The organism is Pseudomonas sp. NBRC 111132, from assembly GCF_001320565.1.
GTDB lineage: Bacteria > Pseudomonadota > Gammaproteobacteria > Pseudomonadales > Pseudomonadaceae > Aquipseudomonas > Aquipseudomonas putida_P.
Genome location: NZ_BCBI01000091.1, coordinates 1 through 14,882, shown reverse-complemented (window position 1 = coordinate 14,882; position 14,882 = coordinate 1). Strand labels below are relative to the sequence as shown.

14 protein-coding genes and 1 pseudogene are annotated in these 14,882 nt (G+C 63.5%); 5 read left to right on the top strand and 10 right to left on the bottom strand.

What is annotated here, in order from left to right:
- Positions 1–16: 16 nt before the first annotated feature.
- The 8 genes from APH35_RS26855 to APH35_RS26820 form a co-directional block, all read right to left on the bottom strand.
- On the bottom strand, positions 17–1,336 hold the full coding sequence (locus tag APH35_RS26855; protein ID WP_012271866.1) for a hypothetical protein: 1,320 nt from the start codon (positions 1,334–1,336) through the stop codon (positions 17–19).
- A gap of 178 nt (positions 1,337–1,514) precedes the next feature.
- Positions 1,515–1,913, bottom strand: coding sequence for a c-type cytochrome (locus APH35_RS26850; RefSeq protein ID WP_012271867.1), 399 nt, complete (start codon positions 1,911–1,913; stop codon positions 1,515–1,517).
- Between the two features lie 124 nt (positions 1,914–2,037).
- Complete coding sequence (feaR, locus tag APH35_RS26845) at positions 2,038–2,952, bottom strand: transcriptional regulator FeaR (RefSeq protein ID WP_012271868.1); 915 nt, start codon at positions 2,950–2,952, stop codon at positions 2,038–2,040.
- 324 nt (positions 2,953–3,276) lie between these two features.
- A complete protein-coding gene (locus tag APH35_RS26840) occupies positions 3,277–3,795 on the bottom strand; it encodes a hypothetical protein (protein ID WP_012271869.1) in 519 nt (172 codons plus the stop codon).
- Between the two features lie 4 nt (positions 3,796–3,799).
- The gene (locus APH35_RS26835; protein ID WP_012271870.1) at positions 3,800–4,321 is read right to left on the bottom strand and encodes a methylamine dehydrogenase light chain; all 522 of its coding nucleotides are present in this window, start codon (positions 4,319–4,321) and stop codon (positions 3,800–3,802) included.
- A gap of 14 nt (positions 4,322–4,335) precedes the next feature.
- The gene (gene mauD, locus APH35_RS26830) at positions 4,336–4,977 is read right to left on the bottom strand and encodes a methylamine dehydrogenase accessory protein MauD (protein WP_012271871.1); all 642 of its coding nucleotides are present in this window, start codon (positions 4,975–4,977) and stop codon (positions 4,336–4,338) included.
- 4 nt (positions 4,978–4,981) lie between these two features.
- The gene (locus APH35_RS26825) at positions 4,982–5,518 is read right to left on the bottom strand and encodes a MauE/DoxX family redox-associated membrane protein (RefSeq protein ID WP_060515781.1); all 537 of its coding nucleotides are present in this window, start codon (positions 5,516–5,518) and stop codon (positions 4,982–4,984) included.
- A gap of 15 nt (positions 5,519–5,533) precedes the next feature.
- A complete protein-coding gene (locus APH35_RS26820; RefSeq protein WP_060493316.1) occupies positions 5,534–6,685 on the bottom strand; it encodes an amine dehydrogenase large subunit in 1,152 nt (383 codons plus the stop codon).
- Positions 6,686–6,887: 202 nt separating this feature from the next.
- Here APH35_RS26820 and APH35_RS26815 point away from each other — a divergent pair, with 202 nt between their 5' ends.
- From APH35_RS26815 to APH35_RS26805, 3 genes are all read left to right on the top strand, one after another.
- Entirely contained in the window at positions 6,888–8,375 is a 1,488-nt protein-coding gene (locus tag APH35_RS26815) for an aldehyde dehydrogenase family protein (protein ID WP_012271874.1), read from the top strand.
- A 103-nt stretch (positions 8,376–8,478) separates the two neighbouring features.
- A complete protein-coding gene (locus tag APH35_RS26810) occupies positions 8,479–8,973 on the top strand; it encodes a GNAT family N-acetyltransferase (protein WP_012271875.1) in 495 nt (164 codons plus the stop codon).
- A gap of 136 nt (positions 8,974–9,109) precedes the next feature.
- Positions 9,110–11,206: a putative bifunctional diguanylate cyclase/phosphodiesterase gene (locus APH35_RS26805; RefSeq protein ID WP_012271876.1), complete on the top strand. Its 2,097-nt coding sequence runs from the start codon at positions 9,110–9,112 to the stop codon at positions 11,204–11,206.
- Positions 11,207–11,248: 42 nt separating this feature from the next.
- Here APH35_RS26805 and APH35_RS26800 read toward each other — a convergent pair whose 3' ends face one another.
- The gene (locus APH35_RS26800; protein ID WP_012271877.1) at positions 11,249–12,073 is read right to left on the bottom strand and encodes an aldo/keto reductase; all 825 of its coding nucleotides are present in this window, start codon (positions 12,071–12,073) and stop codon (positions 11,249–11,251) included.
- Between the two features lie 246 nt (positions 12,074–12,319).
- On the opposite strand from APH35_RS26800, the gene APH35_RS26795 reads away from it, so the two are divergent.
- Complete coding sequence (locus tag APH35_RS26795) at positions 12,320–13,198, top strand: DMT family transporter (RefSeq protein ID WP_012271878.1); 879 nt, start codon at positions 12,320–12,322, stop codon at positions 13,196–13,198.
- 11 nt (positions 13,199–13,209) lie between these two features.
- On the opposite strand, the gene APH35_RS26790 is transcribed toward APH35_RS26795, so the two are convergent.
- Entirely contained in the window at positions 13,210–14,112 is a 903-nt protein-coding gene (locus tag APH35_RS26790) for a LysR family transcriptional regulator (RefSeq protein WP_012271879.1), read from the bottom strand.
- 379 nt (positions 14,113–14,491) lie between these two features.
- Between APH35_RS26790 and APH35_RS26785 the strand changes: the two are divergent.
- A pseudogene (locus tag APH35_RS26785) lies at positions 14,492–14,882 on the top strand (peroxidase family protein); the annotation flags it as partial.

Here is a 14,882-nt window from a genome sequence, read left to right as displayed (position 1 = left end):
GAGCGGTGCAAGTGCTTTAGAAGGTACTGACGAACACAACCTGGCTGTACAGGTTGTTGTTGTCATTGCCCAACTGTGTACCGCCTTGCTCGGCACTGCGCTCAGGCGTGTACAGCCCCACCAGTGGCACTATCATCAGGTGCTCGTTGAGGGTCCACTCCGCATACAGGTCCACCTCGTGGCCATCTACATTGCCCAGGCTGCGGTCGATCGTGTCGAACTTGAAGCCCATCAGCCCCACGTTCAGTGACGAAGCCGGGCTTACCGTCAACCCCACCTTCTGGATCCGCGCATTACTGTTGAACGGCCCGGCATAGTTGCCCGCCACCTCGCCTTGAAACCAGGTGCCCAACCCACGGCCCAGGCCATAGAACAGCGTGTCGTATTGCTCCGAGAACCGGCTGTAGCGGTAGCTGACGTTCGGTGCCCAGGGCAGGTCGGCAAAGGTCCAGCCAGCTTCCAGATACCAGGCGTCTTCAGTCGCGGCGTGCGGTTTGTCCTGCTTGGCATATTCGCCAGACAGGAACAGGTTCTCCACCCCGGCATTGCCCTGGCCACGAATGCTGTAGGTCTTCATGCCGTCGCGTTCCTGCTGCATCGGCGAGGCGTATTGCTTGTCGATATGGGTGGTGTCGATGTAGGTCAGCCCGACCGTACCCGCGTCTGCCACATGCTCAAGGGTGGCCACATGCATTTCGGTGTTGGCCTGGGCGCGGTTGTCCGACTGCAGCCACATCAGGTCGCCGCGCCAGCCTTTGCTGCCGCCAAGGCGCAACACGGCGGTTTTGTCGAAGCTCTTGCGCGCAGCCAGGTAGTACGCGCCGCCACGGTTGAACTCGCCATTGGCCAGGCCGTGGCCAACATTCAAGGAATCGCCCTGGATCAGGAAACCATCGCCTACCGCGACCATCTGCTTACCAAACGACAGGTCGATGCCGTCTTCGCCAAGCAGTGGCACCAGGTTGCCGGACTTCCAGCCCAGGTAGGCGTCCTCGATCTTGGTGGTGCGTTCGCTGCCATCGCTGAAGCCGGCGGCGTCGCCGTCGCCCCAGGTGCCAGAGCTGAGCAAGGCGAAAGCGCCGTACAGCGAACCGGCACTGCCCAGGCGTTGGTCACCGCTCAGGCCGTATTTTACATAGCCCTCGCGCCATGATGTGGAGCCGGGCTGGTCGCGCGCGACGGCGTAGCTTTCCTCGCTGTGGAATACACCGAACACGGCTTCGACATTGGCGTTCAGGTGGCGCTCGGCATCGCTGTAAAGCTCCTGCGCGCAGGTGCCCAGCGAAGCCCCGGCCAACAGTGCGGCCAAGGTGAGGCGGAATGGGCGGTGGTGCATGGTCTGGCTTCCTTTGTTATGGGTTTGGCAGAAGTCCTGAAGACATGCCAGTGATCATGCAGGAAGCCTCGGCGCGGGCTTTTGCCCTGGCTGCCAGTTGCCTTTGGCGTTGTGCCAGGCCGATAAAAACACAAGGCCCCGTGAAGGGGCCTTGGTGGGAATGCCTTGAAGGAATGCGTTATTTGAGCCCGGCGAGGAAGCAGGTCACCGCCTGGCGTTCGCCAGCATCCGGCAGCCCTGCGTAGGGCATGTAGGTGCCGGGGACTGCGGCCTGTGGTTGCTCGATGAAGGCGCCGATGGCTTGCGCCGTCCAGCTGGCCTGGCGGCTCTTCATGGCCTGCGAGTAGTTGGCGCCTGGCACGCTGCCAGGTGTACGGCCTACCACGTCGTGCAGGTTGGGGCCCATCATTGCCGGGCCGCCCTTTTGTGCCGAATGGCAGGCTGCGCAGTCACGGGCAAACACCTGTTCGCCTTGCTGGCGTTGTGGCGCGGCGCAGTCTTCGGCCAGGGCAAGGGGGCTGACCAGAGTGGCGAGCAGGAACGGGATTGCGAACTTGTGGGGGGCGAGGGTGGGCATCACGCACGGGTCCTGGGTGGGTTCTTGTCGGTATTCGGTTTGATTGTGCGCCAGCGTCGGTCGCTGGGTTTTGTTGTGCCTGCCAAGGTGTTTTCTGGTATTGCCACAGCGTTGTCGGTACCGCTCAATTGGCATGCTGACGCCGATACTCCCCAGGCGTTACCCCAAATCGCGCCTTGAATGCAGTGCTGAAATAGCTCGAATCCGAGAACCCCCAGGCATACCCCAGCGACGACACCTTCTGGTCCATCGCCGGGTTGCGCAGGTGCTCGGCGCAGAAGTCGAGGCGGCGGTTGCGGATGTACTGGGCAATCACCAAGCCATGCTTGGCAAAGATGCGGTACAGGCTACGCATCGAGATCCCCACTTCGCGGGCAATGAACTCGGGGGTGAGCTGTTCGCAGGTAATACGCTGGTCGATCAGCGCCAGGGCCTTGCGGAACATGCGCTCGTGGCTGCCGGGCACCGTGTCGTGGCTGATGGCTGGGCGCAGCAGGGCGATCAGTGCGTCGAGCACGGCCTGGCTCTCATGGTCGCTCATGTGCCGGGTACGCCCCGTTTCCAGCATCATCAGCCGGGCCATGTTGGCCAGCGGCGTTTGCGCCTCGATACGCTTGGCGCAGGCGACACCGGTGCCACGGGTGCCGCTTTCCACCCGCGCGCGCGGCAAGATCAGCGACAACTGCCGCGAGCGCTGGTGGAAGTGCATGTCCAATGGCGCGCTGGCGTCGATCAACGTGAGGTCGCCAGCTTGCAATTCGATGCGTGCACCCTGGTGTTCGATGTGCGACGTGCCGGCCATCTGCAGCACCGCATAGTAGTTGTCGGCACCGCTGGCGCGGATTTCCCGCGGGCCGCGGAACAGGTTCACCTGGGTCATGTCGACGATGCTCATGGAGATCTGGCCTGCCTGGCACTTTTCCAGCTGGCCGACGAACCCTGGGTCGAGCTTGCGGCCGTTGAAGTGGCCACAGGCTTCATTGACTTGGCTGAGCCAAGCCTGGAAACGGTCGTCGGTAATGCGGGTTGCAGGGATCATAGGGGCCTCGCACGGGGTAGCGTTGTAACGGGTCGCTTGGGCGACTCTTGGGAGATAAAGTTTAAAATTCACTTGAATATTCAAGCAAAAAGCGAGCCCTATTGCCGATACGAAACATGTGGATACACCCCAAGTCGTTGATATGAATAGCTATTAAATTTGTGTGCTGGGTCTGGTTTGCTCCTTGGCGGGATTTTTATGAGGGCTATTGGTGCAGCACTGTGCAGATACTTCCCACCCGATGTTTCGTCACCGCGGCTATCTGACAGGCATAAAAAAGCCCGCTGAGCGGGCGGGCTGAAGGTACAACGCTTGCGTGATGCTTCAATGGCCAAGGCCGTCGCCGATGGCGATGCCCCTGGCCCGCATGTCTTCGATCAAGCCGGCGCGCACATGAGGCAGGTTCAGCATACTTTGCTGGCGCACACGGTGTACTTCCGCGCCGGTATAGGCCGCCCACTGTTCAGGCGAACTGTTACCGGCCATGCCATCGCGCATCAGCAACCAGTTGAGCAGGTCGGCGATCTGCTGGTCGTTCAGCGCTGACTGGGATATGCCCGGCACCCGCACCAGAAACTCGCGGCCACCGGGCACCCGCAGGAAGTTGCCGACAAAGCCCTGCATGCGCGGTGTGTCGTTGGCCGCCGAGCCTTCGCCATGGTCACGGTGGCAGCCGGCGCACTGCAATTGGTAGTTCACCGGCACCGAGTAGCCGGCCTGGGCGATCGGTACCGGTGGTACTTCGTTGCCGGGGGCAGGCCGCTGGTTGGGGTTGGGCAGGGTCCTGGCCTGGGCCACGGGGGCCAGCAGGCACAGGAGCAGCAACAGCGTCACACCGCGCATGGCGCTACACCGCCACGCCACGGATGATGGTGACGGTGCAGTTGTAGATCTTCGAGGCTGCACCCAGGCACCAGTTGATGTCGTTGTTGTTGAATGGCCGGTACAGCGGCTGTTCATCGTCGTTGCGCGAGCAGGCGCACTGGCCGCAAGCGTGCTTACCGCAGCAGTCGTTGTACGAGATGATGTAGTTCTTGCCGTCGGCCGGGTTGCGGCAGGTGCCGATCCAGGTCACCAGCGAGGCTTCGGTGCCAGGCGGGCAGGAGGTGATCGAGCCGCCGCAGCACGAACACAGGAAACCGTCGATCGAACAGTTGCGCCAGTAGTCGCAGCTGGTCGGGTCACCTGGGTCGCCCATCTTCGGCTGCTCGGCGGCCAATGCCTTGGCGGTGCGGTCGATGGGCAGCAGTACCGGCAGGGCGGCGCCGGCGACGATCAGCGAGCCCAGCCGCGCCAACACTTTGCGCCGCGAAGTGGTATCGGCGACATGGCGGCTGGAGCGTTCAAACAGTTTGTCGAGAAAACTCATGGTCGGCTCCGCGGTCAGTGCTGCGCGCTGTGCTGGTGGGTGTGGGCGTGTTCGTGGTCATGGCTGTGCGACGGGTCGCCGTGCAAGTAGTGCTGCAGGCTGGCGCTGCCCAGGTGCAGGGTTTCGAACAGGCTGTCCAGGTGTTCGCGCGAGTTGACCAGGCCTTTGGCGCGCAGGGTGCCGGCTGCGTCGATCAGTACGGCGTAGGGCAGTTTGCCGATCTGGTAGGTCATGCCCACCTCCGGGCCGACTACGTAGCTGGCTTGCTGCAGGCCGTTGGCTTCGATCAGTGCCTGTTGCTCGGCGAAATCACCGTCGCTGACATAGATCACGTCCAGCGAACCGCTGTTGTCCCTGGCAATCGATTTCACCGCCGGCAGCAGCGATTTGCACACTGGGCAGCCGGGGGCGAGGAAGAACAGCAACTGCGAGCGTTCGCCGCGGTAGCCGATGTTCACCGGGCGGCCGTGGCGGTCGGCGGCAGTCACTTGTGGCGCGGGGTCGTTCACGGTGACGCCTTTGTCCACCATCAGCGCGCCGGCCGGGGCGATACGCCCGTGCAGCACGCCAATCTGGCGCACGAGGGCCATGACGGTGAAGGCGACTGCGATCAGCAGCAGCCAGAGCAGTATGTTCGATGCGATAAGCAGTTGCATGGGGTTATCTCCCGTTCAATTTGGCAAGACGCGGTTGGTTGGCCAGCAGGCCATCCACCGCGACATGAAGCAGCAGCGCCACGGCTGCCGCCGCGCTCACCACGAAAATATCCAGCACGCCCAAGGCGCGTTCGGCCACGGGCCATGCGGCAACGCCGGCGAGCAGGGCGATCACCAGGTTGCGCAGCAGCAACACCGGGCGCAGTGGCTGCGCGGCGCCGGGGCCAGAGCAACCGCAGTCGATGTCACGCCGGCCACGCCAAAGGTTCAGGCCGATGGCGCTGGCGTACAGCGCCATCAACAGCGCCACCCCCAGTGCTGCATCGGTGCGCCAGGCGGGCAGCAGCAGGGCCAGGGCCAAGGCCAGCTCGATCAGCGCCAGGCTGGCGGTGGCGCCTGGCGCCAGCGGAGCCGGCAGCAACTGATAGGCACGCACAATGGCGTTGAACGCGCGCCGGTCACGCAGCTTGTGGCTGGCAGCGCTGGCCAGCAGTGCGGCGAGTGCGGTGCTGCTGGCAATTACGAGGACAGGGTCGAGCATGGTCCGATCTCCTGCTTACCAAGGGGCCAGGGTGAGCACAGGGGTGTCGGCGATCTGGTCCATCGCGCCGCTGTGCTTGTTGCTGGTGAGGTCGAAGAACTGCACGCCGCCTTCCAGGTCGGTGGCCACCAGGATCGGTGCCTTGTCGTGGCTGGCTTGCAGGCTCCATACGGGTTTGGGCGAGTCCAGAGTGCCGAGCTTCTTGCCGGTCTTGAGGTCGAACGCCCAGATGGTGGTGCTCGGGTCTTCCCATTTGCCGTCGGTGTGCTGGTCGTGCATCAGTGCATACAAGCGGTTCAGGCCTGGTGCCACGGCCAGGGCCTGCCAGCCGCCCGGTGCCCAGCCTTGCTTGCGCTCTTCGTCGCTGACCAGCGACCAGGTGGGCAGCGGCTTGGCCTTGCCGCCCTCGAACGCCACCGGGTACACCTCACCCTGAGTGGTGGTGAAGTAGTAGGTGTCGCCGTTGGCGATGGCGCGTTCGTTGAGGCGCACCTTGTTCGGGTCGAAGAATGGCGTTTGCGTGCGTGATACTTCCTTGCCTGCGTCATCCAGGGTTACTACCAGCAGTTGGCCGTCACCGCACAGGGACGCAAAGCTGCGCTTGCCTACCGGGTAATTGAGCACGCAGCCGCTGATGGGCACTTCACTGGCGACCTTGCGCGCCTGGGTGTCTACCACGGTGACCGAAGTCGACGGCGTCAGGTTGAAGACGTAGGCCAGCTTGTTGTCGGCGCTGACACCCATGGCGTACTTCTCGGTCAGGGTCGAGGCGCGCTTGGCAGGCAGCACCACCTCCCAGGTCGGCTGCAGGGTCTGGGTGTCCCAGGCCACCAGCACATCCGTGCGTTCGCCGTAGGTGCCGCGCGAGTAGAACAGGTTGGCCGAATACAGCGTGCGGTTGTCCGGGCTCAGCGCGGTGGGGGCGACGAAGGCGTTGGTGGTCATGCCGAGCATGCGCTTGGCCTTGGGGTCCACCACCACCACCTTGCCGGCGATGGGGTTCTTGAAGTCCACATCCAGGATGTAGACCCGGTGAGGGTCTGGCGGGAACGGCAAGGTGTTGTGGCCGATCTCTTCGGCGGGCAGGTCGGCCCGCACCGCACTGCTGCCTGCCGCCAAGGCCAAGGCCAGGGCTGCCGAGATGCTGAGCCTGTCGACGCGACGCATTGGCTATCTCCGATGTTGTTATGGTTTGTGCAGAAATCGCAGTCATCGCAGTGTGCCGCCTGGCCAGCAGGGGGGATTTGGCCTGCGTGACATTCTCTTGAGGCTGCCTGACAAAACGCTGCAGAGGGCTGGCAGGCGGGCGGGCAGGCGCTTGAAGATCGGCCCGGCGCCACGTTGGCGCCGCCATCCAGGAGTGCATGTCATGAGCGATATCCCGCTGTTACCCGCCGTGGTCGAGTTCCTCGCCAGGCCCCATGGCCATTTCATCGAGGGCCGCTACCAGGCGGGCGAGGCCGGGCCTTCGGTGGACATTCACGACCCGTCCAGCGGCGCGGTCATCAGCCGTGTGGCCGAGGCAAGCGCTGCCGAGGTGGCACGTGCCGTGCGCAGCGCCCGGCAAGCCTTCAAGGGCAGCTGGGCCGAAGTCTCGCCATACCAGAAAGGCGTGGTGCTGAACCGCCTGGCCGACCTGATAGAGGCCAATGCCGAAGAGCTGGCGCAGTTGGAAACCCTGTGCTCGGGCAAGTCGATCAACCTGTCGCGCGGGCTGGAAATTGCCCAGAGCGTGGTGTTTTTGCGCTACTTCGCCGGTTGGGCGAGCAAGATCACCGGGCAGACCATGACCCCCTCGCTGCCTTCGTTTGGTGGTGAACGTTATACCGCCTTTACCCTGCGTGAGCCGGTGGGTGTGGTGGCCGGGATCGTGCCGTGGAATTTCTCGGTGATGATTGGCATCTGGAAGATCGCGTCGGCGCTGGTCACCGGCTGCACCATCGTGGTCAAGCCCAGCGAGTTCACCCCGCTGACCTTGCTGCGCATCGCCGAGCTGGCGGTCGAAGCCGGGGTACCGGCCGGCGCGTTCAACGTGGTCAACGGGCGCGGCCAAGCGGGCCAGATGCTGATCGAGCACCCCGAGGTGGCCAAGGTAGCGTTCACCGGCTCGGTGCCGACCGGCATCGCCGTGGGCAAGGCGGCCATGGCGGCCAACCTGACCCGCGCCACGCTGGAGCTGGGTGGCAAAAACGCAGCGGCGCTGTTGGCCGACGTGGATGTCGACGGCGCGGTAGCCGGCATCGTGCAAACGGCCTATGTGCACCAGGGGCAGGTGTGCGCCTCGCCGGAGCGCCTGTATGTGCACCGCAGCCGTGTGGACGAATTCACGGGCAAGCTGGCTGCAGCGCTGGGGCAATTGAAGATTGGTTCGGCACTGGACCCGGATGCCCAGTTCGGCCCTTTGGCCAATGCCACGCATCTGCAGAAGATTCTTGGCTTCTTCGAGCGGGCCCATGCTTCTAACACCGTGGTGTGCGGGGCCAAGGCCGTCGAGCGACCAGGTTACTTCGTCGAGCCCACGGTGGTGCTGGCCAACGACGCCCGCGACCCGTTGCTGCACGAAGAAACCTTTGGCCCGATCGTGTGCATATTGCCGTTCGATGACGAAGCGCAGTTGCTGGAAATGATGAATGACAGCCCTTACGGGCTGACCGCCAGCCTGTGGACCAACGACCTGTCCAAGGCTCTGCGCCTGATCCCGCAGATCGAGGCGGGTACGGTGTGGGTCAACATGCACACCTTCCTCGACCCGGCGGTACCGTTTGGCGGGACCAAGGCATCGGGGGTAGGGCGTGAGTTCGGCAGTGCGTTCATCGAGGATTACACCGAACTGAAGTCGGTGATGATCAGGTACTGACCTGCCTACTGGCGCGCGCCTGTAAGGTGGGGCGCGCCCGGTTCCATGCAGTGGCGGTGAGTCATGGCGTAGAATTCAGGTTTTACCCGAGCCTTGCCCCATCATGCTGCCCATCGCGCTGCTGCCAACCACCGCCGACCAGGCCCCGCTGATCCGCAACCTCTACCAGTACTATTCCTATGAGTCGTCCGACTGGGAGCAGGAAGATGTCGAGGTGGATGGCCGCTTCTACATCCACGACGAGCACCTGCAACGCTACTGGCAGGACGACGGCTGGGCCGCGTACCTGGTGCTGGCGGACGGTTTCATCGCCGGCTTCGTGCTGGTGGAGCGCAGCGAACTGCGAGGTATCGATGCACGGGAGCTGGCCGATCTGTTCATCCTGAAAAAGTACCGCCGTCAGGGCATTGGCCAAGCGGTGGCGTTGCAGTTGCTGGGCGGCGAGGGTGACTGGCTGCTGCGCTGCTACGCCCAGGACCCGCCCGCCGTGGCGTTCTGCAAGGCCGTGCTGGCGAACCTGTCGCGCCCGGCACAGGCAATCGCCCTGGACGATGAACCGGACTTGCTCAATTTCCTGGTGAGCGGTGCCCGCCACTGAAGGGTGAGAAAGCGACATTTTTGTGAGCCACTTCACAAAATCGTCATGAGCGGCATAATGCCATCAACGCTTTCCAAAACCCGGCCGCCGCAAGCCGGGGTCCCTTTCATGCGCTTCGAAGGTTCAGGTAAAGTTCATGTCGCTAGCTGCAAACCCCGACATCATGTACCGGCTGTTGATCCAGAGCGTGGTGGATTACGCCATCTACCTGCTCACCCCCGAGGGTATCGTCGCCAACTGGAACCCCGGTGCCCAGCGCGCCAAGGGCTACCATGCCGATGAAATCGTCGGCCAGCATTACTCGCTGTTCTACACCGATGCCGAGCGCGCAGCCGGGTTGCCAGCGCTTAACCTGGAGCAGGCGCGCAGCACGGGGCGTTTTGAAGAAATGGGTTCGCGCCTGCGTAAAGATGGCTCGGCCTTTCTTGCCCATGTGGTGATTGAAGCGGTGTACGACGATGCCGGGCAACTGGTGGGTTTCGCCAAGGTCACCCGCGATGTTTCCGAGCGTCATCGCCAGGAACAGGAGTTGTTGCAGGCCAAGGAGCTGGCCGAGCAATACAGCCAGGAAATGGCCAAGCTCTCGCAGTTTCTTGATTCGGTGATCGCCAACATCCCCGCCAGCGTCATTGTCCAGGACCTGGAAAGCCAGCGCATCCTGCTGGCCAACCAGCAGGCCGAGCGCCTGTTTGGCGGGCCAGGGCGCAGCATGATTGGCCAGTTGCCCGGCGAATGCTTGGCACCGGCCGCTGCCGATTATCTGGAACAGCAGCTGGCGCGCGGTGCCCGCAGCCCCAAGGGGCATGCCGCTGAAACGCGTGTCGATACCGCCCGTGGCCCACGCACCTTGCGCAGCCGCACCTTGCTCAGTCAGAACCGCGAGGGCCAGGCCGACTACGTGTTGTTCGTAGCCGAAGATGCCACCGAAGAGCTGGCCGCCCATGCGCAGATCCACCACATGGCGCACCACGACGCGCTCACCGGGTTACCCAATCGCACGCTGTTCAATGAGCGCCTTCGCCAGGCACTGGTGCGTGGTAGCGAAAACGCCAAGCTGACCGCCGCACTGTGCCTGGACTTGGACAACTTCAAGAACATCAACGACTCCCTCGGCCATGCCTTTGGCGACAAACTGCTGCGCGAGTTGGGCAAGCGCCTGCGCCGCGAGTTGCGTGAACACGACACCTTGGCCCGCTTGGGCGGTGACGAGTTTGCCGTGGTGCTGACGGGCCTGGAGGGGCGGGATGCCGCGTGCAACACCGCGCATCGCCTGATCAACGCCATCAGCCCGCCGTTCCAGATCGAAGGCCACCAGTTCAGCGTGGGGGTGAGCATCGGCATTGCCATCGCCCCGGATGACAACGACCAGGCCGAGCAGTTGCTGGGCTACGCCGACATGGCGTTGTACGAAGCCAAGCGCAATGGGCGAAACCGCTACGAGTGCTTCGACGTCGAATTGGACGTTGCCGCCCGCCAGCGCCGCCTGGTGGAAACCGACTTGCGCACCGCGTTGCACCTGGGCCAGTTGCAGTTGCATTACCAGCCGGTGGTCGACCAGCAGACCAGCAGCGTTACCGGTTATGAGGCGCTGCTGCGTTGGGAGCACCCGACTCGCGGCATGGTCATGCCCATGGACTTCATCCCCATTGCCGAAGAAACCGGACTGATCCATGAACTGGGCAACCGCGCACTCAACCTGGCCTGCCAGGAGGCCGCCAGTTGGGACAGTGAGCAGACGGTGTCGGTCAACCTGTCGGCGGTGCAGTTCAAGAACGCCAACCTGGTGCACACCGTGGCCTTGGCGCTGGCCGACTCGGGCCTGCCGGCGCAGCGACTGGAGCTGGAAATTACCGAGTCGGTATTGCTGGGCAACAGCGAGGAAAACGTGCGTACCCTGCGTGCGTTGAAAGACCTGGGTGTGTCCATTTCGCTGGACGACTTTGGCACCGGTTACTCATCGTTGGGTTACCTGCGTTCGTTCCCGTTCGACCGGATCAAGATCGACAAGTCGTTCGTGCATGACATGTGCGACAGCCGCGAAGCGATGTCGATCATCCGCGCCATTACCGACCTGTCCAACAGTTTGATGATCAAGACCACGGCCGAAGGTGTGGAGTCAGAGGAACAGATGCGCCGACTGGCGGCGGAGGGCTGCTCGCACTTTCAGGGCTACCTGTACGGGCGGCCAGCGCCGGCGAGCGAGCGGTTGAAGCAGGTGGTAACCCTGAGCTAACCCGATGCGCGGCCGTGCAAGGGACCGCGCCAGCTTTCAGGGTTAACTGTTCCAGTCCGGCGCAAACGCCGGGCTCACCACGCGCTGATCTTTCGGCAGCCCGGCAATCGCCGCGCGGTCGTCTTCATCCAGCTGCACATTCAACGCTGCCAGGTTGGCCAGCTGGTTTTCCCGGCTGCTAGCCTTGGGGATCGCCGCCACGCCGTCCTGGTCCAGCAGCCATTTCAGCGCCACCTGGCTGGGCAGCACGCCATGCTTGCGGGCAATCGCCTGGATCACCGGCTGCGCGGCTGCCTGGCCACGTGCCAGCGGCGTATAGGCAGTGAGCAACAGGTCATGGCTGCGGGCGTAGTCGAGCAGCGGTTGCTGGCCGAGCAGCACGTGGTATTCCACCTGAATGGCCGACAATGGCGCACCCAGCGTTTCCACCACCTGGCGCAGCAGCCCCAGCGGGAAGTTGGCCACACCGATGTGGCGCGTCTTGCCCTCGTCACGCAGGGCTACCAGGGTGTCGATGCTGCGGGCCAGGTCCCAGTCCTTGCCGGGCCAGTGGATGTGAAACAGGTCAACCTGTTCGGTACCCAGCGCGCGCAGGCTGTCTTCCAGCGACTGGCGCATGGCTTTGGGCTCCAGGCGGTCCCACCAAACCTTGGTGGTCAGATGGATTTGCTCGCGTGGCACATCGCTGTCGCGCAGCGCCTGGCCAACGGCCGCTTCGTTTTCGTAGGCAGTGGCGGTGTCGATGTGCCGGTAACCCACGTCCAGTGCCTGGTGCACGGCCTGGGTGCATTCACTGCCGGTCATCGGCCAGGTGCCCAGGCCGATTGCAGGCAGGTCCAGGCCGTTACGGGTGGTGAGCCTTTGCATGTAAATTCCTTGTAGAGGGTGCAGGAGGTGGGTCGATGGTCGGTGATCAACAGCACACGGGCCATGCGTGCAAGGTGGAAAGTGGTCGATCAGCGAACAGAAATCGCACTCAGCCTGGACAAGCGGTAAATCAACTTCCTTATGCTGCGGCATCTCTTCTAGAATTCGAGCTGTTGCATCCGCCAGGCCAGGCCTGCGCGGCCTTCCCTGGGCGTGGCATGGCGCCGCGCCGTCATCGAGAGAGCCATGAGTTCCAGCACACCGCTGTCCGGCGTCAACCAACCCCTGCGCGGCATAGCCTTGGTGGTGGTGGCGACGTTCCTGTTCGCCAGCCACGATGCCTTGTCCAAATTCCTCGGCGGCCTGTACCCGATCGTCATGGTGGTGTGGGCGCGTTATGTGGTGCATACGCTGCTGATGGCCGGCATCTTCCTGCCCAAGTCTGGCCTGAACGTATTGCGCACCCGTCGGCCGCTACTGCAAACCTTGCGGGCCCTGAGCCTGTTGAGTACCAGCCTGCTGTTTACCACCGGCCTTCAGTATTTGCCGCTGGCCGAGGCGACGGCGGTCAACTTCCTTGCCCCAGTGCTGGTCACCGCGCTGTCGGCGCCGCTGCTCAAAGAGCGGGTGACGGTGGGGCAGTGGGTGGCGGTGGTACTGGGTTTCATTGGCGTACTGGTGGTGGTGCACCCGGGTGGGGCGATGTTTACCCCGGCCATTCTGTACCCGTTCGGTTCGGCGTTGGGTTTTTGCTTCTACCAATTGCTGACGCGCATCCTTGCCGCGCATGACAGCCCGACCACCAGCAACTTCTATGCAGGGCTGTGCAACACCTTGGCTATGAGTGCACTGGTGCCGTTCTTCTGGGAGGTGCCGCGTTGGGACCATGCCCTGCTGATGCTGGCACTGGGCGGCTTCGGCATGACCGCGCACCTGCTGCTGACCCAAGCCTTCCGCCATGCGGCGCCGGCGTTGCTGGCGCCGTTCAGCTATTGCCAGATCGTGTTTGCCGGGTTGCTTGGGTTTGTCGTCTATAGCCAGGTGCCGGATACCTTGAGCCTGGTGGGTATTTCGGTGATCTGCCTCAGTGGGTTGGGCGCGGCGTGGATGCAGCGGGGCAAGTAAGGCTGCTTCAGCTACCGGGCCATGAACTGCAGAATGCGCTCGCGTAGCCAGCGCTCGGCTGGGTCGTTGTCCTGGGCGCCGCTCCAGACCATCGACAGCTCGGCTTCGGTGATATCGAACGGCGCCGGGTCGGCGCGCAGGCTGCCGTCGTCGGCCAAGGCGCAGGCGGCATAGTCCGGGACCGTGGCGATCATCTCGGTGTTGCGCAGCAAGGCGCGCAGGCTACCGAATTGCGGTACCGCCAGCACCACCTTGCGGCAACGGCCAATGCGCGCAAGGTCCAGGTCTATGTTGCCGCTCATGTCGCCGGAAAACGACACCATCACATGCGGGCGGGCGCAGTACTCGTCGAGGGTCAACGGGCCGGGGCGGTCATCGGCGCGCAGCACCCGCACGCCGATGTCGCGCAGCTTGCGGCGCTTGGCCGTGGCCGGCAGGTCGGTGGTGTAGCTTACGCCTACCGAGATTTCGCCACTGGCCAGCAGGCCAGGCATCAGCAGGAAGTTGGCTCGCCGTACCACGACGCTGATGTCTGGGGCCTCTTCGCGCAGGGCTTGCAGCAGGGCCGGAAACAGGCCGAACTCGGCATCGTCCGACAGGCCCAGGCGGAACACGTTGCTGCTGTTGGTGGGGTCGAACTCACGGGCGCGGCTGATGGCGGCGGATATCACGTCCATGGCCGGGCCCAGCTCGGCGAAAATCTGCATGGCCCGTGGTGTGGGTTCCATGGCGCGGCCACTACGGATCAGCAACGGGTCGTCGAACAGTTCGCGCAGACGGGCGAGGGCGGCGCTGACAGTGGATTGAGTGATGAACAGCTTTTCGCCGACGCGGGTCAGGTTGCGCTCGATCATCAGGGCTTCGAACAGCACCAGCAGGTTCATGTCGACGCGGCGGAGGTCGTTGCGGTTCATTGGCTTCAGGTTCCGGGAGTAGAGGGCTGGCGGTGAATTGAAGCATGCGGGAGGCCGGCTTGCATCGTACGAATGTGCCGGCCTCTTGGTGGGCTGGTCGCGCCGCTGTTCAGGCTCACCTGACAGAGCCAGCCTATCAAGCTCCAACAGCCACTCTATTAGAACTCTGCCCAAGCTCGGCTAGTCTTTCCCGTGGCCCCGCGACTTCCGCGACCGGGCGGCGTGACAGCACCTGTGTGCAACGCCGCGCCAACCCGTCGTGACAGCTTCGCAAGCCCCGTGTAGACCTGATGAGGGGTGGCACGAGCCCACATGCTCGGCTGAAAGAACACCTGGCATAGACCGGAAATCTGGATAACCGACCCAAAGGTACCCGCAGATGTCGAACGAATCGAAATGCCCGTTCCATCAAACCGCAGGTGGCGGCACCACCAACCGTGACTGGTGGCCTGACCAGCTCAACCTGAGAATTCTTCACCAGCATTCCTCGAAGTCCAGCCCCGACCCGGACTTCGACTATGCCAAGGCATTCAAGAGCCTCGACTTCCAGGCCCTGAAAAAAGACCTCACCGCCTTGATGACCGACTCGCAAGACTGGTGGCCCGCTGACTTCGGCCACTACGGCCCGCTGTTCATTCGCATGGCCTGGCACAGCGCCGGCACCTACCGCATTGGCGATGGCCGCGGTGGCGCGGGCTCTGGCCAGCAACGTTTCGCCCCGCTCAACAGCTGGCCCGACAACGTCAGCCTGGACAAGGCGCGGCGCTTGC